At 73.6% G+C, this 19,330-nt stretch carries 19 protein-coding genes; 10 read left to right on the forward strand and 9 right to left on the reverse strand.

Annotated features, from left to right (window positions below):
* Position 1 precedes the first annotated feature (1 nt).
* The gene (locus AB0N29_RS12065; RefSeq protein WP_302268187.1) at positions 2-130 is read left to right on the forward strand and encodes a hypothetical protein; all 129 of its coding nucleotides are present in this window, start codon (positions 2-4) and stop codon (positions 128-130) included.
* Between the two features lie 33 nt (positions 131-163).
* Here the strand turns inward: AB0N29_RS12065 and pdxY are convergent, their stop codons facing one another.
* Positions 164-1,015, reverse strand: coding sequence for a pyridoxal kinase PdxY (gene pdxY, locus AB0N29_RS12070; protein WP_364867001.1), 852 nt, complete (start codon positions 1,013-1,015; stop codon positions 164-166).
* A 142-nt stretch (positions 1,016-1,157) separates the two neighbouring features.
* On the opposite strand from pdxY, the gene AB0N29_RS12075 reads away from it, so the two are divergent.
* Positions 1,158-2,783: a GMC family oxidoreductase N-terminal domain-containing protein gene (locus tag AB0N29_RS12075; RefSeq protein WP_364867003.1), complete on the forward strand. Its 1,626-nt coding sequence runs from the start codon at positions 1,158-1,160 to the stop codon at positions 2,781-2,783.
* A 3-nt stretch (positions 2,784-2,786) separates the two neighbouring features.
* Positions 2,787-4,391, forward strand: coding sequence for a succinic semialdehyde dehydrogenase (locus tag AB0N29_RS12080; protein WP_364867005.1), 1,605 nt, complete (start codon positions 2,787-2,789; stop codon positions 4,389-4,391).
* A 123-nt stretch (positions 4,392-4,514) separates the two neighbouring features.
* Here AB0N29_RS12080 and AB0N29_RS12085 read toward each other — a convergent pair whose 3' ends face one another.
* From AB0N29_RS12085 to AB0N29_RS12095, 3 genes are read right to left on the reverse strand one after another with little or no spacing between them, the layout of a single operon-like run.
* Complete coding sequence (locus AB0N29_RS12085; protein ID WP_302268182.1) at positions 4,515-5,306, reverse strand: class III extradiol ring-cleavage dioxygenase; 792 nt, start codon at positions 5,304-5,306, stop codon at positions 4,515-4,517.
* 28 nt (positions 5,307-5,334) lie between these two features.
* Positions 5,335-6,027: a uracil-DNA glycosylase gene (locus AB0N29_RS12090; RefSeq protein WP_364867008.1), complete on the reverse strand. Its 693-nt coding sequence runs from the start codon at positions 6,025-6,027 to the stop codon at positions 5,335-5,337.
* 19 nt (positions 6,028-6,046) lie between these two features.
* Entirely contained in the window at positions 6,047-6,535 is a 489-nt protein-coding gene (locus AB0N29_RS12095; RefSeq protein WP_364867010.1) for a PaaI family thioesterase, read from the reverse strand.
* A gap of 65 nt (positions 6,536-6,600) precedes the next feature.
* On the opposite strand from AB0N29_RS12095, the gene AB0N29_RS12100 reads away from it, so the two are divergent.
* Entirely contained in the window at positions 6,601-7,086 is a 486-nt protein-coding gene (locus tag AB0N29_RS12100; protein WP_364867012.1) for a helix-turn-helix domain-containing protein, read from the forward strand.
* An 8-nt stretch (positions 7,087-7,094) separates the two neighbouring features.
* Here the strand turns inward: AB0N29_RS12100 and AB0N29_RS12105 are convergent, their stop codons facing one another.
* Genes AB0N29_RS12105 through AB0N29_RS12115 form a run of 3 tightly spaced genes read right to left on the reverse strand, consistent with a single transcriptional unit; the run spans position 7,095 to position 11,180 of the window.
* On the reverse strand, positions 7,095-8,552 hold the full coding sequence (locus AB0N29_RS12105; RefSeq protein ID WP_364867014.1) for an aminotransferase class V-fold PLP-dependent enzyme: 1,458 nt from the start codon (positions 8,550-8,552) through the stop codon (positions 7,095-7,097).
* The gene (locus AB0N29_RS12110; RefSeq protein ID WP_364867016.1) at positions 8,549-9,907 is read right to left on the reverse strand and encodes an MFS transporter; all 1,359 of its coding nucleotides are present in this window, start codon (positions 9,905-9,907) and stop codon (positions 8,549-8,551) included. Before AB0N29_RS12110 ends, AB0N29_RS12105 begins: the two co-directional genes overlap by 4 nt.
* A gap of 1 nt (position 9,908) precedes the next feature.
* Positions 9,909-11,180, reverse strand: a complete 1,272-nt coding sequence (locus AB0N29_RS12115) for an alpha/beta fold hydrolase (protein WP_364867018.1) — start codon at positions 11,178-11,180, stop codon at positions 9,909-9,911.
* Between the two features lie 40 nt (positions 11,181-11,220).
* On the opposite strand from AB0N29_RS12115, the gene AB0N29_RS12120 reads away from it, so the two are divergent.
* Together AB0N29_RS12120 and AB0N29_RS12125 are read left to right on the forward strand one after the other, a co-directional pair.
* Positions 11,221-12,777 (forward strand): FMN-binding glutamate synthase family protein, encoded by a 1,557-nt coding sequence (locus AB0N29_RS12120; RefSeq protein WP_364867020.1) that lies wholly within the window; start codon positions 11,221-11,223, stop codon positions 12,775-12,777.
* 18 nt (positions 12,778-12,795) lie between these two features.
* On the forward strand, positions 12,796-13,596 hold the full coding sequence (locus AB0N29_RS12125) for an LLM class flavin-dependent oxidoreductase (RefSeq protein ID WP_364867022.1): 801 nt from the start codon (positions 12,796-12,798) through the stop codon (positions 13,594-13,596).
* A 165-nt stretch (positions 13,597-13,761) separates the two neighbouring features.
* On the opposite strand, the gene AB0N29_RS12130 is transcribed toward AB0N29_RS12125, so the two are convergent.
* Entirely contained in the window at positions 13,762-15,198 is a 1,437-nt protein-coding gene (locus AB0N29_RS12130; protein ID WP_302268172.1) for a trehalose-6-phosphate synthase, read from the reverse strand.
* 138 nt (positions 15,199-15,336) lie between these two features.
* Between AB0N29_RS12130 and AB0N29_RS12135 the strand changes: the two genes are divergently transcribed.
* Positions 15,337-16,626: a sensor domain-containing protein gene (locus AB0N29_RS12135; protein WP_364867025.1), complete on the forward strand. Its 1,290-nt coding sequence runs from the start codon at positions 15,337-15,339 to the stop codon at positions 16,624-16,626.
* 34 nt (positions 16,627-16,660) lie between these two features.
* Positions 16,661-17,308 carry a response regulator transcription factor gene (locus AB0N29_RS12140; RefSeq protein ID WP_302268170.1) on the forward strand — a complete coding sequence of 216 codons (648 nt, stop codon included), beginning with the start codon at positions 16,661-16,663 and terminating at the stop codon, positions 17,306-17,308.
* A 12-nt stretch (positions 17,309-17,320) separates the two neighbouring features.
* Here AB0N29_RS12140 and AB0N29_RS12145 read toward each other — a convergent pair whose 3' ends face one another.
* Positions 17,321-18,328: a Gfo/Idh/MocA family oxidoreductase gene (locus tag AB0N29_RS12145; protein ID WP_302268169.1), complete on the reverse strand. Its 1,008-nt coding sequence runs from the start codon at positions 18,326-18,328 to the stop codon at positions 17,321-17,323.
* 166 nt (positions 18,329-18,494) lie between these two features.
* Between AB0N29_RS12145 and AB0N29_RS12150 the strand changes: the two genes are divergently transcribed.
* Both AB0N29_RS12150 and AB0N29_RS12155 read left to right on the forward strand, forming a co-directional pair.
* Positions 18,495-18,791, forward strand: a complete 297-nt coding sequence (locus tag AB0N29_RS12150; RefSeq protein WP_166192651.1) for a DUF3263 domain-containing protein — start codon at positions 18,495-18,497, stop codon at positions 18,789-18,791.
* Between the two features lie 5 nt (positions 18,792-18,796).
* A complete protein-coding gene (locus AB0N29_RS12155) occupies positions 18,797-19,300 on the forward strand; it encodes a LytR C-terminal domain-containing protein (RefSeq protein ID WP_302268168.1) in 504 nt (167 codons plus the stop codon).
* The last annotated feature ends 30 nt before the right edge of the window (positions 19,301-19,330 follow it).

Genomic DNA, 19,330 nt, shown 5'->3' on the forward strand with positions numbered 1-19,330 from the left:
CATGGCAGCGAACACGTCTGCACCGAGCACCGCCGCGGCCGCCGAGAGCCGCGACACGATGGTCGCTCTGGCGATGCTGTGGCTCATCCCGGCGCTGGCCTTCCTGGCCGCGCTGATGATGGTCGGCTGACGCCAGGACCGCCCGCACCAGACTCAGGCCGGGTCAGCGGACCCGGCGGACCTCGAACGACGCCGGCGGCGACGCGATCGCGTCCTGCGCGGCGACCAGCTGGATCTCGCGGGTGCCCGCGGCGATCGTCGCCTCGAGCACCGCGAACACCGACGAGGTGGTCCGCGACAGCGCCTCGGCCGGCGAGCCGGTCGCGCGCAGGTGGGCGAGGTAGAGCGCCGCGGTGACGTCGCCGCACCCGTTGGGTGCGATCGGCAGCAGCGGCGTGGTGACCACCCAGGCGCCCGCGTCGGAGACCGCGACCACGTCCAGCGACCCCTCGGGCACGTCGCCGTGGAGGACGCTGGTCACCAGCACGTCCCGCGGCCCACGCTCGCGCACGGTGTCGACCGCCTCGAGCACCTCGTCGAGCGTGGTGGTGGTGCGGCCGGCGAGGAAGTCGAGCTCGAAGTGGTTCGGCGTCACGATGTCGGCCTGCGGCACCACCGTGTCGCGCATGTACTCCGGGATGCCGGGCCGCACGAACATCCCGCGACCCACGTCGCCCATCACCGGGTCGCAGCAGTAGACCGCGTCGGGGTTGGCCGCCTTGACCTTGGCGACGGTGTCGAGGACGACCGCGCCGACCGCCGGGTCGCCCTGGTAGCCCGAGAGCACCGCGTCGGCCTCGCCGAGCACCCCGCGGTCCTCGATGCCCGCGATCACGTCGGCCACGTCGGCGGGCGCGAGCAGCGGTCCGCGCCACGCGCCGTACCCGGTGTGGTTGGAGAAGTGGACGGTCAGCACCGGCCACACCTCGTGACCCAGCCGCTGGAGGGGGAAGACGGCGGCGGAGTTGCCCACGTGGCCGTAGGCGACCGAGGACTGGATCGAGAGGATCTTCACGGTGCTGATCCTCCCCGTCCGATCCGTGGTCCAGCAAACTAGAACAAGTTACAGTCGTGCCCTACTGTGGTCGGCGACACATTCCGAGAGTATGCGAACTCGGGCCGCACGCCGCACGAGCGACGAACCACCAGGGGACGACATGGCCAAGACAGCCCTGAAGAACGAAGCCGACTACGTCGTGGTGGGTTCCGGCAGTGCCGGCGCTGCCATCGCGGGGCGGCTCGCCGAGTCCGGCGCGAGCGTGATCGTGCTCGAGGCAGGCAAGAGCGACAACCAGTTCCTGACCAAGAAGCCCGGGATGATCGGCCCGATGCACGCGGAGCCGAAGATCAAGCGGCTCAACGACTGGGGCTACTACTCGGTCCCGCAGAAGCACATCCTCGACCGCAAGATGCCGGTGCCGCGGGGCAAGGTGCTCGGCGGGTCGAGCTCGGTCAACGGCATGGTCTACGTGCGCGGCAACCGTGCCAACTACGACTCCTGGGCGGCCGAGGGCTGCACCGGCTGGGACGCCGACTCGGTCAACGCGGCGTACAAGCGCATGGAGGACTACGAGGGCGGCGAGAACGCCTTCCGCGGTGCGGGCGGCCCGATCCGCGTGACGCGCAACAAGACCCCGCAGGAGGGCTCGCTGCAGTTCCTCCAGGCGACCGCCGACGCGGTGGGGTGCGACATCCTCGAGGACTACAACGGGGAGTCGCAGGAGGGCGTCAGCCGGATGCAGCAGAACGCCGCCGACGGCCTGCGCTACAGCGCCTCGCGCGGCTACATCCACCACCTCGCGCCGCCGACGCTCGACGTCCAGACCCAGGTCCTGGTCACCAAGGTCGTCGTCGAGGGCGGTCGCGCCACCGGCGTGCAGGTCCGCGACAAGGACGGCAGCCAGCGCACGGTCCGGGCGGGCAAGGAGGTCATCCTGGCCGCCGGGTTCGTGGGCTCCCCGCAGATCCTGATGCTGTCGGGCATCGGCCACGCCCAGCACCTCAAGGACCACGGGATCGACGTGGTCGCGGACCTGCCGGTCGGCGACAACCTGCACGACCACATGTTCCACGCGATGACCTTCCACGCGACCTCCTCGAGGATGCGCGGCAACGCCTTCTTCTTCGCCAAGGGCGTGGCCAAGGAGGTCGTGCGGCCCGGCTCGACGTTCCTCGCCAACTCGGTCTTCGAGGTCCTGGCCTTCCTCAAGACCTCCCAGGCCACCGACGTGCCGGACCTGCAGCTGCACCTGCTGCCGTGGTCCTACGTGACGCCCAACCAGGACGAGCCGATCCGCCACGAGGTCTCGCCGCTGCCCGCGCTCACGGTGCTCACCACCCTGATCTACCCGCGCAGCCGCGGCACGCTTCGGCTGGCCTCGGCCGACCCGACGGCGGCGCCGCTCATCGACCCGCAGTACCTCGCCGAGTCCGCCGACCTCGACCTGCTCACCGAGGGCTCCGAGCTGGTCCGGGAGATCATGGGCGGCGCGGCGTTCGGCGGCGCCGTCAAGGACGAGATCCACCCCGGCCGCGGCGTGCGGGGCTCCGAGCTGCGCCAGGCGATCCTCAACCGGGCGACGTCGGTCTACCACGGCGTCGGCACCTGCCGGATGGGCGTGGACGAGCTGGCCGTCGTGACCCCGGACCTCAAGGTCCGCGGCGTCGAGGGGCTGCGGGTCGCCGACGCCTCGATCATGCCGTCGATCACCGGCGGCAACACCAACGCGCCGGCGATCATGATCGGCGAGCGCGGCGCGGACCTCGTCCTGGGAAGGGCCTGAGCCATGACCACCACCGCCGACCGGCCCACCACCGCTGCCGCCCCCGGCTCGCGGCTGCGCCGCCCCGCGACGCTGACCGACGCGTTCCTGGCGGACCTCGTCGCCCGGGTCCCCGGCTCGGGGGGAGCCACGTGGCCCCTCGCCGAGGTCTACACCGGCGAGACGCTCGTCGAGCTCCCGCAGTCCACGCCGGCCGACATCGAGGCGGCCTTCGCCGCCGCCCGCTCGGCCCAGCAGGAGTGGGCGTCCTGGCCGCTGCGCAAGCGGCTGAAGGTGTTCAAGAAGGCGCACTCGCTGCTCGTCGCGAACGCCCTCACCACCGCCGACCTGATCCAGGCCGAGAGCGGCAAGAACCGCAGGATGGCGGTCGAGGAGACCTGCGACCCGGTGATGGTGATCAGCCACTACCTCAAGCGCGCGCCGAGGCTGCTGGCCCCGGTCAAGCGCGGCGGCCCCGTCCCGCTGGTCTCCAGCTCCACCGAGATCCGCCAGCCCAAGGGCGTCGTCGGCATCATCGCGCCCTGGAACTTCCCCTTCGCCACCGGTCTCTCCGACGCCATCCCGGCGCTGATGGCCGGCAACGCGATCGTGCTGAAGCCGGACAACAAGACCGCGCTCTCCCCGCTGTACGGCATCTCGCTGCTCGAGCAGGCCGGCCTGCCGCGGGGCCTGTTCCAGGTCGTCTGCGGCGAGGGCCCCGACATCGGCCCGACGCTCATCGACAACGCCAACTACGTGATGTTCACCGGCTCCACGGCCACCGGCCGGGTCATCGGCGAGCGGGCCGGCCGCAACCTGATCGGCTGCTGCCTCGAGCTCGGCGGCAAGAACCCGATGATCGTCCTCGACGACGTCGACCCCGAGGAGTGGGTCGCCGGCGCGCTGTTCGGCGTCTTCGGCAACACCGGCCAGATCTGCATGCACATCGAGCGGATCTACCTGCCCGAGAGCCGGTACGAGGAGCTGAAGGCGCGCTTCGTCGCTGCGGCCGAGAGCCTGCGCATCGGCGCGGCGTACGACTTCGGGCCCGAGCTGGGCTCCCTGATCTCGGTCGACCACATGCGGCGGGTGCACAGCCACGTGCAGGACGCGGTCGCCAAGGGCGCCACGGTCGTGACCGGCGGCCACCCGCGTCCCGACATCGGCCCGGCGTTCTTCGAGCCGACCGTGCTCGAGGGCGTCACCGGGGACATGCTGACCGGCTGCACCGAGACCTTCGGCCCGGTCGTCGCCCTGCACCCCTACCGCAGCATCGACCAGGCCGTCGCGCTCGCCAACGACACCGACTACGGCCTCAACGCCTCGGTGTGGGGCGCCGACCTGGACCGCGCGGTCGGTGTCGCCCGCCGCATCCACGCCGGCAACGTCAACGTCAACGACTCCCTGGCCACGGCGTACGCCTCCAAGGGCACGCCCTCCGGCGGCGTCAAGCAGTCCGGCGTCGGTGCCCGGCACGGCGACAACGGGCTGCTGAAGTACACCGACGTCCAGAACCTCGCCGTGCTCAAGAAGCAGGTCATGGGCGCCCGTCCCGGCCAGGACTACGACGAGTACGTCAAGGGCATGCTCACCGGCCTGAGGATGATGCGCCGCACCCGGATCCGCTGAGCGGGTCGGGTGGATCGGGCCGCTGAGAATCCCAAGTCAACTTGGGATTCTCACGCTTCGCGGCCATTGCGATGGCCGCGAAGCGTCAACATCCCAAGTTAACTTGGGATGTTGAACGTTGCCCTAGGCCACCTGCAGCGACCGCTTCGACAGGCCCATCCAGAACCCGTCGATGACCTGGGTGCCGGGCTCGTCGGGGGTGGTCGCGGCGCCGAGGGTGACGAAGAGCGGGGTGTAGTGCTCCACGGTGGGGTGCGCGTACGGCATGCCGGGGGCCTGGTGGCGGTAGTCGGCGAGGGCGTCGACGTCGCCGCGGGCGAGCGCCTCGCCGGCCCACGCGTCGAACTCCGCCGACCAGCCGGGTGCGTCGGCGTCGATGCGCCACGACGTCAGGAACGGCAGCCCGTGGGTGAGGAAGCCGGAGCCGATGATCAGCACGCCCTCGTCGCGCAGCGGACGGAGGCGCTCGCCGAGCGCCATCAGCCGGACCGGGTCGTGGGTGGGCAGCGACATCTGCAGGACGGGGACGTCGGCCTCGGGGTACATGATCCGCAGCGGCACCCAGGCGCCGTGGTCCAGCCCGCGCGAGGTGTGCTGGTGGACCGGCTCGCCGGCCGGCATCATCGCCGCGACCCGCTGGGCGAGCGCGGTGGCGTCGGGCGTCTCGTAGGTCATCCGGTAGTACTTCGCGTCGAAGCCGCCGAAGTCGTAGACCAGCGGCGCACGGCTCGCGCTGAGCGAGACCGGCGCCGACTCCCAGTGCGCGCTGACGATGAGCACGGCGGTCGGGCGCGGGAGCTCGGCGGCCCAGGCGGCGAGCTGGCCCGACCAGGTCGGGTCGTCGAGCAGCGGGGGCGCGCCGTGGCCGAGGTAGAGCGCCGGCATCCGGCCTGTCGTCACGGGGTCCACTGCCATGTCCACTCCAATGGTTGAGAGTTCAACCTTATTCCACCGGCAGGCGCCAGTCCACCCCGTCCGCACCCTGGCGGGCGAGCAGGTCGTTGACCCGGCTGAACGGCCGGGAGCCGAAGAAGCCGCGGTGGGCCGAGAGGGGCGAGGGGTGCACGGACTCGACGTACGGCGTGGCGCCCAGCATCGGCTTGAGCCCCTGGGCGTCGCGACCCCACAGGACCGCCGCGAGCGGCCCGCCGCGCGCGACGAGCGCCTCGATCGCGCAGGCCGTGACCTCCTCCCAGCCGCGCCCGCGGTGGGAGGCCGACGCGCCGGGCCGGACCGTGAGCACCCGGTTGAGCAGCATGACGCCGGCGTCCGCCCAGGCGGTGAGGTCGCCGTGCTCGGGGGTGTCGATGCCCAGGTCGCTGCGCAGCTCGGTGTAGATGTTGGCCAGCGAGCGCGGCACCGGCCGCACGTGGGCGTCGACGGCGAAGCTCAGGCCGATCGGGTGGCCCGGCGTGGGGTAGGGGTCCTGGCCCACGACGAGCACCCGCACGTCGGCCATCGGGCGGGCGAACGCCCGGAAGACCCGCTCGCCGGCCGGCAGGTAGGTGTGGCCGGCCGCCAGCTCCGCGCGCAGGAACCGGCCCAGCTCCGCGATCCGGTCGTCGACCGGCGCCAGGGCGGCCGCCCAGTCCGGAGCGACGAGACCCTGGTCGACCAGTCCGGCGAGAGCGCTCACGCCGCGACGCTACCGAGCCTCAGGCGAAGATCATGCAGCTGGAGGTGGCGTGGGCGACCAGCTTGCCGCGGGCGTCGAAGAGCTGTGCCTCGGCGAGGGCCGTGCGCCGCCCGCGGTGGACGACGGTGCCGACCGCTCGCAGTCGCCCGGAGTCGACGGTGACGGGGCGGAGGAACTTCACGGTCAGGTCGAGGGAGGTGTAGCCCTCGCCCGCCGCGAGCGTGGAGTGGACCGAGCAGGCCGCGGCGGTGTCGAGCATCGTGGAGATGACCCCGCCGTGGACCGTCCCGAGCGGGTTGTAGTGCCGGTGCTCGGGGTCCAGCTCCACCGAGATCGAGCCGTGCTCGCCGTCGAAGCCGACCATGCCGAGCGTCTCGGCGATCGGTGCCGGCGGGACGAGGCCGTCGCGCATCGCCATCAGGAGCTCGAGGCCGGTCATCGACGCCAGGTCGAGCCCGTCGCCCTGGTGGGTGGCGGCCTGCGGGCTGGACTCCTGGGTCTCGGTCATGGACGCAGCCTGGCGGACCGACGCTCGGTCTGTCAACGAGACCCAGCCTCGCCTAGGATGTGCTCGTGACCACACCGCCGTCGGCCCTCGACTGGTCGACCGAGAACTGCACGGTCGGCCGCTCGATGGCCGTGCTGGGGGAGCGGTGGACGTTCGTGGTGCTGCGCGAGGTGTTCAACGGCGTGCGTCGCTTCGAAGACATCCGCCGGCACAGCGGCATCCCGCGTCAGGTGCTCAGCAACCGGCTCGCGCTGCTGGTCGACCAGGACGTCCTGCGCAAGGTGCCCTACCGCCCCGAGGGCGAGCGGGAGCGGCACGAGTACCGCCTGACACCGAAGGGCTTCGACCTCTACCCGGTGCTGGTCGCGATCGCCGACTGGGGCGACCGCTACCTCGCCGACCCCGAGGGCCCACCGGTCGAGGTCGCCCACCGCGACTGCGGCGGCCGGCTGCACGCCGAGCTGGTCTGCGAGCACGGGCACCGCGTCGCGGACCTGCGCGACGCCGTGCCCCGGCCCGGCCCGGGCGCGAGGCGGACCGGCGTCGCCTGAGGCGCCGCTCAGCCGGTCGTGGGGCGGCTCAGCCGGTCCAGGAAGGTCACCAGCAGCGCCTCGCGCATCGCCGGGGAGGCCAGGTCGAGCATCGCGTTGACCTCCGCCATCCGCGCGGGCAGGGCCAGCGCGCCGTCGGCCCCCTCCCCGACCAGCCCGGAGGCCGCCAGCAGCCCGTCGAACTCCTCGTCGGTCAGCGCGGCCGGGTCGAGGGAGCGGATGTAGTCCGCCACACCCGCGTCCACCGCCACCGGTCCGGCGGCCACCGCGGCCGCGACGGACTCGCGGAGCGCCACGAGGAGGTCGTCGATGCCGGCCAGGGTCGCCGCGCTCACCGACAGGTGGATCGTCGGCGGCTGCGCGGCGTACGACATCTGCGGCTGGACGTACCAGCCGCGCGCCACCATCTCGTCGGAGACCGTGAAGGCGTCGCAGGTGCCGTCGGTGGCGAGCGCGACCAGCGTCGAGTCCGGCTCCACGACCAGGCGCAGCCCGTCGATGTCGGCGACCCCTGCCACGATCCGGTCCACGGCCTCCAGGACGTCGGCGGTCAGCCGCTCGTAGCCCGCGTCGCCCAGGGTCCGCACCACCGCCCAGGCGCCCGCGGTCGGGCCGCCGGAGCGGGTGGACTGCATCGTCGGGTTGAGCATCGTGTAGCCCGGCCACGCGGCGGAGGCGAACAGCTGGGGGCGGCGCAGGGCAGGGGTCCGGTGCAGCAGGAGGGAGGTGCCCTTGGGGGCGTAGGCGTACTTGTGCAGGTCGACGCTGATCGACGTGACGCCCTCGACGGCGAAGGTCCACGCCGGCACGTCGCGGCCCAGCCGCGCGGCGTACGGCAGCACCCAGCCGCCGATGCACGCGTCGACGTGGCAGCGGATCCCGCGCGCGGCCGCGAGGGCGGCCAGCCCGGTGACGGGGTCGACGACGCCGTGGGCGTACGACGGCGCGCTGGCGACCACGAGCACCGTGCTCTCGTCGATCGCGGCCTCGGTGGCGGCGACGTCCGCGCGGTGGTCGGGCCCGACGGGGACCAGCCGCGCCTCGACGCCGAAGTAGTGGGCGGCCTTGTGGAAGGCGGCGTGCGCGGTGGCGGGCAGGACCATGCTGGGGCGCGCGACGTCCGGCCGCGCGTCCCGTGCGGCCTGGACCGCGAGCAGCACCGACTCGGTCCCGCCGGAGGTCACGCTGCCGACCACCGTGGCCGGTGCGTCGAGCAGGCGGGCGGCGAAGGCGACCAGGTCGTTCTCCATCCGCAGCAGGCTGGGGAACGCCGTCGGGTCGAGCCCGTTGGACCCGGCGTAGGCGGCGACCGCCTCCCGCCCGACCCGGTCCACCTCGGCGAGCCCGGAGTCGTAGACGTAGGCGAGCGTGCGACCGCCCTGCACGGGCAGGTCCGCGCGCTGCAGCGAGCGGAGCTCGGCCAGGACGTCGGGGGCGCCCGGTGCGTCCGGGGTGGGGCTGGTCATGCGTCGACCTCCGTCGCGTCGAGGGTGTAGCGGGAGAGCCACCACAGGCTGACCAGCACGAGGAGCGCGGGCAGCAGCGAGAACCCGAGCACGATCGCGGTCACCGCGGAGTCGGGCTGGGACGCGGCGGCGTCGGTCGAGGAGCGGTAGCCGCCCACGGCCAGGACGAGGGCGAAGACGGCCGGGCCGAGCGCCAGGCCGAGGGTCTCGCCGGCGGTCCACACGCCTGTGTAGACGCCGGCGCGGCCGCTCCCGGTCCGGCGGGCGTCCACGGCGGCCGCGTCGGGCAGCATCGCCATCGGGAAGACCTGGCAGCCGGCGTACCCGATCCCGGCGAGCCCGACCGCCGCGAAGACCAGGCCCGCGGGGGCGGTGTCCGCGACGGCCGCGAGGGCGGCGCCGGCGGCGAGGAACAGCGAGGAGGCGACGTACCCGCGCTTCTTGCCGACCCGCTGCCCGACCGCCGACCACACCGGGGTCAGCAGGAGCGCCGGCCCGACGAAGCAGAGGAAGAGGACGGTCGCGGCGCCGGTGCTGTCCAGGACGTCCTCGGCGAGGTAGTCCACGCCGGCGAGCATGGACCCGGTGGCCAGCGCCTGGACGACGAAGGTGGTGAGCAGCAGGCGGAAGTCGCGCGCGGTCGCCACGATCCGCAGCTGGTCGCGCAGGGAGCCCGCGCCCGGCTCGACGGTGCCGACCGGGGCGCGCCGCGTGCCGACGTAGGAGGAGACGACGCCGACGAGGATGACCAGCGCCATCACCACGCCCATGACCCGGTAGCCGTCCCGGCCGCCGACCGCGTCGCGGATGAGCGGCGCGGTCCCGCCGGCCACCAGGATCGTGAGCGCCAGGATCGCGACCCGCCAGGTCATCAGCCGGGTGCGCTCGTCGTAGGAGCCAGTCATCTCCGCCGGCATGGCGACGTAGGGCACCTGGAAGAAGGCGTACGCCGAGGCACAGCCGAGGAAGCAGACCAGCACCCACGCCGCCTCGAGCCCGGTCGCCATCGACGGCGCGGCGAAGATCAGCGCGAAGCCGAGGGCCAGCACCAGCCCGGCGCGGAGCAGGAACGGGCGCCGGGGGCCGCGCGGGTCGGTGCTGCGGTCGCTGACCCGCCCGGCGATCGGGTTGAGGACGACGTCCCACGCCTTGGGGAGGAACACGATGACGCCGGCCAGCACCGCGGCGATGCCGAGGGAGTCGGTGAGGAACGGCAGGAGCATGAGCCCCGGCACGGTCCCGAACGCGCCCGTGGCGACCGAGCCCGACCCGTAGCCGATGCGTACGCCGCGGGGCAGCGCGCCGCCGCTCGCGTCGCCGGGACCCGCGCCCCGGGTCGACTCCTGCGTGGCCACCTCAGCGGGCCAGCGACCGCGAGCCGCCGGAGCCGTGGCGCCGGTCCGGGTTGGTGCCGATCGCCTCCGGGCCCGGGGTCCCCTCGGCCGGGGCCTTCTTCGCCGGGGCCTTCTTCGCCGGGGTCTTCTTGGCGGTCTTCTTCGCCGGGACCTTCCCGGCGGTCTTCTTGGCGCCCTTCGGGGGAGCCTCGGGGGCCGGGCGGTCCGACCACTGCTCGAGCCACTCGTCGAGCACCTCCCAGGTGGTGCCCCGCGCCCGCCGGCCGGTGAGCATGCCGAGGTGGCCGCCCGGCACGATCTCGAAGCGCACCTCCTCGGCCGACGTCAGGTGGGGGAGCAGCGCGCGGACCGCCCCGACCGGCGCGATGCCGTCGGTGGCGCCGGCGAAGACCAGCACCGGCTGGGTGATCTCCTCCAGCCGGATGGTCCGCTCGCCCAGCACGACCTCGCCGGTCTTGAGCACGTTGCCCTTGACGAAGCGGTGGTAGAGCTGGCCGAAGCTGCGGCCGGGGTAGGCGTACATGTTGGCGGTGAACCGGTCGACCGCCTCGAGCTGGGCGAGGAAGTCGGCGTCGTCGAGGTGGGTCGCGACCGCCAGCGGCCGGGTCACCAGCTTCTGGAACGAGCTGAGCTGGAACGCCCAGCGGACCAGCGGCTTCGGCGCGCCGCCCATCGCCTGGTAGGCCCGGGTGATCGCCCCGCGGCCGTCGGTCGGGTTCAGGTTGAGCAGGGGCCGCAGCGGCGCGACCAGCGGCACCTGGGAGACGTCGAACGGCGAGCCGACCGAGGTCAGCGACGCGATCGGCAGGTCGGGCGAGGTCGCGGCGGTCAGCAGCGTGAAGATGCCGCCGAGGGACCACCCGACGACGTGCACCGGCCGGCCGCCGGCGTGCGCCGAGACCTCGCGGATCGCCGCGGGCACGACCTCCTCGACCCAGTGCTCCATGCCCAGCGAGCGGTCGCGGAAGGACACCTCGCCGTACTCCACGAGGTACGTCGGGCGCCCGGTCGAGAGCAGGTGCTCCACCAGGGAGCAGCCGCGCCGCAGGTCGAAGCAGATCGCGGGCGCGGCCAGCGGCGTCACCAGCAGCACCGGGTCGCCCTGCTCGCGGACGGTCGCGCGCGGCCGGTAGTGGTAGACCTCGCGCAGCGTTCCCTCGTCGATGAGCGTGCGCGGCATGGGACGCAGGTCCGCCAGCCCGCCGTACAGCACCTTGTGCGCGACGTTGCCGGCCGCCGCGACGACCTGGTCGGGCTGGGGGACGAGGGGCATGCGCCGCAACGTACCCGCCGATGCGGGTACCGCACAGGACATGAGCTGGACCAAGATCGCCGCCGCCGGTGCCGCCGCCCTCGGGGCGGTCGCCGCCCACGACCTCACGCAGCGCAAGCACGCCATCCTGCGCAACTTCCCGGTGGTGGGGCACCTGCGCTTCACGCTGGAGAAGTTCGGGCCCGAGCTGCGGCAGTACATCGTCACCTCCAACGACGAGGAGCGGCCCTTCTCCCGCGACCAGCGGCGCTGGGTCTACGCCTCCTCGAAGGGGGAGAACACCTACTTCGGCTTCGGCACCGACAACGACGTCGAGCGCAGCATCGGCTACCCCGTCATCAAGCACCGGACCTTCGCCGGCCCGGGCGCGGCCACCGCGCCGCACGCCGAGGAGGCGGTGCGGCTGCCGATGGGCAAGGTGCTCGGCGGGCCGCGCGGGCGGGCCAAGGCGTTCCGCCCCGGGTCGATCGTCAACATCTCCGGGATGAGCTTCGGCTCGCTCTCGGGCAACGCGATCGAGGCGCTCAACCGCGGCGCCGAGCTCGCCGACTGCCTGCAGAACACCGGTGAGGGCGGGCTGTCGCCGTACCACCGCAACGGCGGGGAACTGGTCTTCCAGATCGGCACGGCGTACTTCGGCTGCCGCGACGCCGAGGGCCGCTTCGACCTGGGGCGGCTCAAGGAGCTGGTCGCCTCCGCGCCGGTGCGCGCCCTGGAGATCAAGCTGTCGCAGGGCGCCAAGCCCGGGCTCGGCGGGATGCTGCCCGGCGCCAAGGTCACCCCGGAGATCGCCGAGATCCGCGGCATCCCGGTGGGGCAGGACTGCGCCTCGCCGAGCCGGCACACGGCGTTCTCCGACACCGACTCGATGCTCGACTTCGTCGAGCTGCTCGCGGCCGAGACCGGGCTGCCGGTCGGCATCAAGTCGGCCGTGGGCGACCTCGCCTTCTGGGACGAGCTGGTCGCGCAGATGTCCACCCGCGAGCGGGGCGTGGACTTCGTCAACATCGACGGCGGCGAGGGCGGCACGGGCGCGGCGCCGCTGGTGTTCTCCGACTCGGTGGCCTACCCCTTCCGCATCGCCTTCTCGCAGGTCTACCAGCGCTTCGCGCGCGCCGGCCTGCAGGACTCGGTGGCCTTCCTCGGCGGCGGGAAGCTCGGGCTGACCGAGAACGCCGTGGTCGCGCTGGCGCTCGGCCTCGACGGCATCCACGTGGGTCGGGAGGCGATGCTCGCCGTCGGCTGCATCCAGGCGCAGAAGTGCCACGCCGACACCTGCCCCACGGGCGTGGCCACCCAGGACCGGCGGCTCGAGCGCGGCCTCGACCCGGCCCTGAAGTCGGTCCGCGCGGCGACGTACATCCGCTCGCTGCGGCGCGACCTGCAGAAGGTCGCCGAGGCCGTCGGCGTCGTGCACCCCGCGCTCATCGGCCCCGACGACGTCGACCTGCTCGACGGCACGCGCACCGCGACGTCGCTGCGGGAGACCTACGGCTACGAGCCGGGCTGGGGCCTGCCGGGACCGGTGCTCGCCGGCACCGTGGAGGACCTCATGCTCGGCCGGATCCCCGACGACCCGCACCCCGCGCACGCCTGAGGTGGCACGCTGACGGCCATGAGCACCGGTGTCGTCTTCCGTCCGCAGCAGCCGCCCCAGGAGCTCCGGGAGGTGGTGCGCGCGGCCGACGAGGCAGGCGTGCCCGAGCTGTGGCTGTGGGAGGACTGCTTCCTCGAGGGCGGGCTGACCGCCGCGACCGCGGCGCTGGCGTGGTCCGAGCGGCTCCGCGTCGGCATCGGCCTGCTGCCGGTGCCGCTGCGCAACCCGGCGGTCGTGGCGATGGAGGTCGCGACCCTCGCGCACCTCTTCCCCGGCCGGTCCGTGGCGACGATGGGCCACGGTGTCCTGGACTGGATGGCGCAGGTCGGCGCCGGCGTCGACTCGCCGATGACGCTGCTGCGCGAGCACACCGAGGCGGTCCGCGACCTGCTCGACGGCCGGAGCCTGACGACCTCCGGTCGGTACGTCGCCCTCGACGGCGTCGCGCTCGACCGGCCCCCTGCCGAGCGCCCTCCGCTGCTCGTCGGGGCGCGCGGGCCGCGCACGCTCCGCCTCGCCGGCGAGGTCGCCGACGGCGCGCTGGTCGACCACACCGGCAGCGACCCCGCCACCGTGCGCCGAGCCCGCGGGCTGGTCGACGAGGGTCGTTCCGCGTCGGGCCGCCCCGGCCGGGCGGTCCTCACCGTCTACACCGAGCTCGACCCGGCCGCACCGGACCTCGTCGCCCGGGTGACCGAGCGGGTCGACGAGATCCGCGACGCCGGCGCCGACACCGTCGTCCTGCAGGGCACCGACGAGCGGCCCGACCCCCGGCCGCTCGTCGAGGCGCTGGCCGGCGCCGGGCTGCTGCCGGGCTGAACCGCCGGCCGCGGCTGCTGGCCCGGCTGCTGGCCCGGCTGCTGGCCCGGCTGGTGAGGAGCCGCCGTACTCCTCAGGGGATCCCGGCGCTTCTTAGGGGTTGCATCGGCCGAGAAGTGCCGGAATCCCCGGGGCCCCGGGGATTCCGACGCCCGCGACCAGCCCCTACGACCGCTTCGCCGGCCGCACGGCCTTGCCGTGCGAGCCGGGGACGGCACCGAGCTCGGTCATGAAGGAGTCCGCCCAGGCGGCGACGTCGTGCTGGGTGACGGTCTTGCGCATGGCCTTCATCCGCCGCCGGGTCTCGCGGTCGTCGGCGCGGTAGGCCTCGAGCAGGGCCGACTTCATGCCGTTGATGTCGTAGGGGTTGACCAGCCAGGCCTGCCGCAGCTCGTCGGCGGCGCCGGCGAACTCCGAGAGCACCAGCGCGCCGGTGTCCTCGAAACGGCACGCGACGTACTCCTTGGCGACCAGGTTCATGCCGTCGCGGTAGGGCGTGACGACCATGACGTCGGCCGCGCGGTAGAGCGCCGCCATCTCCTCGCGGGGGTAGGAGGAGTGCAGGTAGCTGATCGCGGGGCGGCCGATGCGGCCGAGGTCGCCGTTGATCCGGCCGACGAGGCGGTCGATCTCGTCGCGCAGGATGCGGTACTGCTCGACCTGCTCGCGGGAGGGGACCGCCACCTGCACGAAGACGGCGTCCTCGACGTCGAGGTGGCCGTCGGCGATGAGCTCGCTGAAGGCGCGCAGCCGGGCGTAGATCCCCTTGGTGTAGTCGAGGCGGTCGATGCCGAGGAACACCTTGCGCGGGTTGCCGAGGGCGGTGCGGATCTCCTCGGCGCGCTGCGCGACCGGCTCGGAGCGCGCCATCTCCTCGAAGCCCGCGGCGTCGATGGAGATCGGGAACGCCGCGGCGCGGACGGTGCGGCCGTCTGGCAGGTAGACCAGGTCGCGGTGCGTCTTGTGGCCGACCCGCTGGCGCACGAGGCGGACGAAGTTCTGGGCGCCGCCGGGCAGCTGGAACCCGATCAGGTCCGCGCCGAGCAGGCCCTCGAGCAGCTGGCGTCGCCACGGCAGCTGCTGGAACAGCTCGGCCGGCGGGAACGGGATGTGCAGGTAGAAGCCGATCCGCAGGTCCGGTCGCAGCTCGCGCAGCATCTGGGGCACCAGCTGCAGCTGGTAGTCGTGGACCCACACGGTCGCACCCTCGGAGGCCAGCTCCGCGGCCTTCTCGGCGAAGCGCCGGTTGACCGCGACGTAGGAGTCCCACCACTCGCGGTGGAACTCCGGCTTGGCGACCAGGTCGTGGTACAGCGGCCACAGGGTGGCGTTGGAGAAGCCCTCGTAGTGGCCCTCGACCTCGGCCTGGGTCATCGACATCGGGACCAGCTTCATCCCGTCGGCCTCGAACGGCTCCAGGTCGGAGTCGGTGCCGCCCGGCCAGCCGATCCAGGTGCCGTCGTTCGCGCGCATGACCGGCTCGATCGCCGTGACCAGGCCGCCCGGCGACGTGCGCCAGCCCATCGAGCCGTCGGCCTGCTCCACCCTGTCGACCGGCAGTCGGTTGGCCACGATGACGAGGTCGGCAGACACGGTGCTCACCCTAGGGGAGTGCCCAACCGGCGACGGCCGCACACGGATCGGACGCCCCGGCGGGCGCGGGCGGTGTCGGGCTGGCCCCACCCCGGTCGTCGTGCTGGCAGGATCGTGCGCGCCCGCTCGCCCGACCAGGGTGGAGACATGACGACGACCGCAGTGATGACCTCGAGACCGATGCCCGCCGGCGCCGTGCGCCGCACCCTGCTCGACAGCGGCTACGCGCTGTCCGCCTTCCTCGTCGCGCTCCCGGCGTTCGTGCTGGCGGTCGTCCTGCTCAGCCTCGGGACCGGCCTGCTGGTCCTGGTGTACGGCGTCCTCGTGCTCGCCCTGGCGGCGATCGTCGCGCGCGGGTTCGCCCGGTTCGAACGTGCCCGGATGCGCACGATGCTGCGCCGCGCCGCGCCGAGCCCCTCCTACCTGCGCGCGCGCCCCGGCGACGGTCTCCTCCGCCGCACCGTCACGCCGCTGCGCGACCCGCAGTCCTGGCTCGACCTGACCTGGTCGGTCGTCGGCCTGGTGACCGGCACGCTCGCCTTCGCGGTCACCGCCGCCTGGTGGGGCGCGGTGCTCACCGGCGCGACGTACTGGCTCTGGCAGATGTGGCTCCCGGACGGGGAGGACGACGGCGGGCTCGCCGAGCTCCTCGGCCTGGGGGAGGGCGCGGTCGCGGAGTCCCTCCTGAACGCCGCCCTGGGGCTCGTCGCCCTGCTGACCCTGCCGTTCGTCGTCCGGTTCGTCGCCTGGCTGCACAGCAGCCTGGCCTGGGGGCTGCTGTGCAGCCGCGCCGAGCTCCAGCAGGAGGTACGTCGCGTGGAGACCGGCCGCAGCGCCGCCCGCCGCGCGGAGGCGGAGTCCCTGCGCCGGCTCGAGCGCGACATCCACGACGGACCGCAGCAGCGGATGGTCCGGCTGGGCATGGACCTCGGCCGCGCCCGCCGCCAGCTCGACTCGGACCCGGCCCGGGCCGCCGCGACCATCGAGGAGGCGCTGGCCCAGGTGGGGGAGACCGTCGAGGAGCTGCGGTCGCTCTCGCGGGGCATCGCGCCGCCGCTGCTGGTCGACCGCGGCCTGCAGGTCGCGCTCGAGGACCTCGCCGCCCGCAGCGCGGTGCCGGTCGAGGCCGACATCGACGTGCCCGCCGGCCTCCCGCCGCACGTCGAGACCACGACGTACTTCGTGGTCAGCGAGGCGCTCACCAACGTCGCGAAGCACAGTGGTGCCGCCTCGGCCCGCGTGCAGGTGCGCGACGTCGGCGACGCGGTGCTGGTGCGGGTCGAGGACGACGGCGTCGGCGGTGCGCACGAGGCGAAGGGCCACGGCCTCGCCGGGCTCGGCCAGCGGCTGCTCGCGGTCGACGGCACCCTCGGTCTCGAGTCGCCTGCCGGTGGCCCGACGGTCGTCTCGGCGCTGGTGCCGACGGGTGCGCGGTGAGGCGCCCGGTGAGGTGCCCGGTGGGGTGGGGCCGATGAGGATCGTCGTCGCCGACGACTCGTTCCTGCTGCGCGAGGGCCTGCAGCTGCTGCTGGCCGAGGCCGGCCACGAGGTCGTCGCGTCGGTCGCGGACGGGCCGTCGTTCGTGGCGGCGGTGCTCGAGCACCGCCCCGACGTCGGCATCGTCGACGTGCGGATGCCGCCGACCCACACCGACGAGGGGCTGCGCGCCGCCGTCGAGGTGCGGCGGTCCTGGCCGGAGGCCCGGCTGCTCGTGCTCTCGCAGTACGTCGAGGTCGCCTACGCCGAGGACCTGCTCGCGGCCGGCGAGGGCGGGGTCGGCTACCTGCTCAAGGACCGCGTCGCCGACCTCGACGACTTCACCACCGCCCTCGACACCGTGGCCCGCGGCGGCACGGCGCTCGACCCGCAGGTGGTGCGCCGGCTGATGGGCGCCCGTCGCGACCCGCTCGCCGCGCTGACCCCGCGCGAGCACGAGGTCCTCGCGCTGATGGCGGAGGGCCGCTCCAACAGCGCGATCGCCGAGGCCATGGTGGTCACCTCGGGGGCGGTGGAGAAGCACACCCAGCGGATCTTCGCCAAGCTCGGCCTCGCGCCCGACGACGGCGCCGCCCACCGCCGGGTGGCCGCCGTCGTCAGCTACCTGCGCTCGGCCGGATGACCCGGGGCTCGGTCAGCCGAAGGACACCCCGACCTGCTCGCGCAGGGCGTCCATCTGGCGCATGAGCACCAAGGTCTGGTCGTGGGGCACCCACGGGCTCTCGCGGAGGCCGGCCCGCAGGCAGCGCCCGACCTCGGCGATCTCGTTGCCGTAGCCGCGGCCGACGACCGGGTCGTCGGCGACGATCTCGACCGGCTCGCGGAGCACGTCGCCGTCGTTGGTGCTCCCCTCGCCGTACGGCGTGAACGTCGCGCGGGTGGGGTGGTGGAAGTCGGGGACGTCGATCCGCCCGAGGTCGGTGGCGATCGCGGCGGCGCGGGAGGACCACGACGTCATCGACGCCGTCATCGTGGCCAGCGTCCCGCCGGGGTAGCGGCCGGTGACCGCGACGTCGAGGTCGATCCCGCGCTCGGACAGCGCGGCGGTGCCGGTCAGCGACTCGGCCTCGCCGAGGACCAGGTGGGCGAAGGTGAGCGGGTAGATCCCCATGTCGAGCAGTGCGCTGGCGCCCAGTGCCGGGTCGAACATCCGGTCCTCGGGGCCCGCGTCGACCCGGAAGCCCAGCTCGGCGTGCAGGTGCCGCGGCGTCCCGAACCGGCCGGAGCGGACCTGCTCGACGACCGCGCGGACCAGCGGGTGGCACGCCGTCCACATCGCCTCCATGAGGAAGCGGTCGTGCTCGGCGGCGAGGCGGACCATCTCCTCGGCGTCCACGGTGGAGAGGGTCAGCGGCTTCTCGCACAGGACGTGCTTGCCGGCCTCGAAGGCGAGCCGGGCGTGCTCGAGGTGCAGCGCGTGCGGGCTCGCGACGTACACCACCTCCACCTCGGGGTCGGCGACGAGCTCCTCGTAGGAGCCGTGCGGCCGCCCGCCGTGCTCGGCAGCGAACTCCGCGGCGGCCTCGGGCCGTCGGGAGCCCACGGCGACCAGCTCGGCGTCCTCGACGAGCGCGAGGTCGGCGGCGAACGTGCGGGCGATCTTGCCGGTGGCGAGGATGCCCCAGCGGGTGCGTTCGGTCACGGGGAGGAGAGTCCCACACAGCCCGCCGGAGGGTCTCCGGAGGCGCTCCGGACCGCGGGGCCAGACCACCGGGACACGTCTGGCGAGCCGAATGACACCGCTGTGGTTTGTCGCCTACAGTTGCGTCCGGACACCTATCGCCACACCAGCTCCCGGGAGACTGCGCATGGACGCCGCGAACGCCCTCGACGGCCACGAGGCCGGGGCCACGCCGACCCTGAGCGACCGCGACCGAGAGATCCTCGAGTTCGAGCGCCAGTGGTGGAAGTACGCCGGCGCCAAGGAGACCGCGGTCCGCGAGAAGTTCGACATGAGCTCGACGCGCTACTACCAGGTCCTCAACGCGCTCATCGACCGCCCTGAGGCGCTCGAGGCCGACCCGCTGCTGGTCCGCCGCCTGCGCCGCCTGCGCTCCCAGCGCCAGCGCCAGCGCTCGGCCCGCCGCCTGGGCTTCGAGGTCTGAGCGCCGTGACCGCCCGCCACCGCGACCAGCGCGGCTTCGTCTTCCCCTCGCCCGTGGTGATGCTGAGCATCATCGCGGTGGCCATGGCCGGCATCGCCTTCGTCGCCACCCGGGGCGGGGAGCCGACCGAGCGGGAGATCACCACGATCTCCCAGCGCGAGACGCCCGTCGCCACGCCGTCGGCGTCCGCGGCCGAGCCCAGCAAGGAGCCGAAGCCGGCCAAGCCGCCGGTCAAGCGCTCCGAGGTCTACGTCGAGGTCTACAACAACTCCGGCATCACCGGGCTCGCCGGCTCCGTCGCCGACCAGGCCGGCCAGGCCGGCTGGCAGGTCGTCGGCTCCGACAACTGGGTCGGCACCATCCCGGCGACCACCGTCTACTTCCCCCCGCGCCTCGAGCGCGCCGCGAAGCTCCTGGCCCTCGACCTCGGCGTCGAGCGGGTCGTCCCCGCCGTCGACCCGATGCGGCTCGACCGGCTCACGATCATCCTCACCGCGCCCCTCGACTGACCCACTGCTCGACCGACGCTCCCGGTGTGG

This window comes from Nocardioides sp. NPDC092400 (assembly GCF_040684155.1).
Classification (GTDB): domain Bacteria; phylum Actinomycetota; class Actinomycetes; order Propionibacteriales; family Nocardioidaceae; genus Nocardioides.

Bases quoted from the DNA above. Each gene is read 5' to 3' on its own strand.
- AB0N29_RS12125 (WP_364867022.1), top strand. From the start codon at position 12,796: ATGAGCACCGGTGTCGTCTTCCGTCCGCAGCAGCCGCCCCAGGAGCTC.
- AB0N29_RS12120 (WP_364867020.1), top strand. From the start codon at position 11,221: ATGAGCTGGACCAAGATCGCCGCCGCCGGTGCCGCCGCCCTCGGGGCG.
- AB0N29_RS12135 (WP_364867025.1), top strand. From the start codon at position 15,337: ATGACGACGACCGCAGTGATGACCTCGAGACCGATGCCCGCCGGCGCC.
- AB0N29_RS12085 (WP_302268182.1), bottom strand. From the start codon at position 5,306: ATGGCAGTGGACCCCGTGACGACAGGCCGGATGCCGGCGCTCTACCTC.
- AB0N29_RS12150 (WP_166192651.1), top strand. From the start codon at position 18,495: ATGGACGCCGCGAACGCCCTCGACGGCCACGAGGCCGGGGCCACGCCG.
- AB0N29_RS12105 (WP_364867014.1), bottom strand. From the start codon at position 8,552: ATGACCAGCCCCACCCCGGACGCACCGGGCGCCCCCGACGTCCTGGCC.
- AB0N29_RS12095 (WP_364867010.1), bottom strand. From the start codon at position 6,535: ATGACCGAGACCCAGGAGTCCAGCCCGCAGGCCGCCACCCACCAGGGC.
- AB0N29_RS12140 (WP_302268170.1), top strand. From the start codon at position 16,661: ATGAGGATCGTCGTCGCCGACGACTCGTTCCTGCTGCGCGAGGGCCTG.
- AB0N29_RS12075 (WP_364867003.1), top strand. From the start codon at position 1,158: ATGGCCAAGACAGCCCTGAAGAACGAAGCCGACTACGTCGTGGTGGGT.
- AB0N29_RS12115 (WP_364867018.1), bottom strand. From the start codon at position 11,180: ATGCCCCTCGTCCCCCAGCCCGACCAGGTCGTCGCGGCGGCCGGCAAC.
- AB0N29_RS12065 (WP_302268187.1), top strand. From the start codon at position 2: ATGGCAGCGAACACGTCTGCACCGAGCACCGCCGCGGCCGCCGAGAGC.
- AB0N29_RS12080 (WP_364867005.1), top strand. From the start codon at position 2,787: ATGACCACCACCGCCGACCGGCCCACCACCGCTGCCGCCCCCGGCTCG.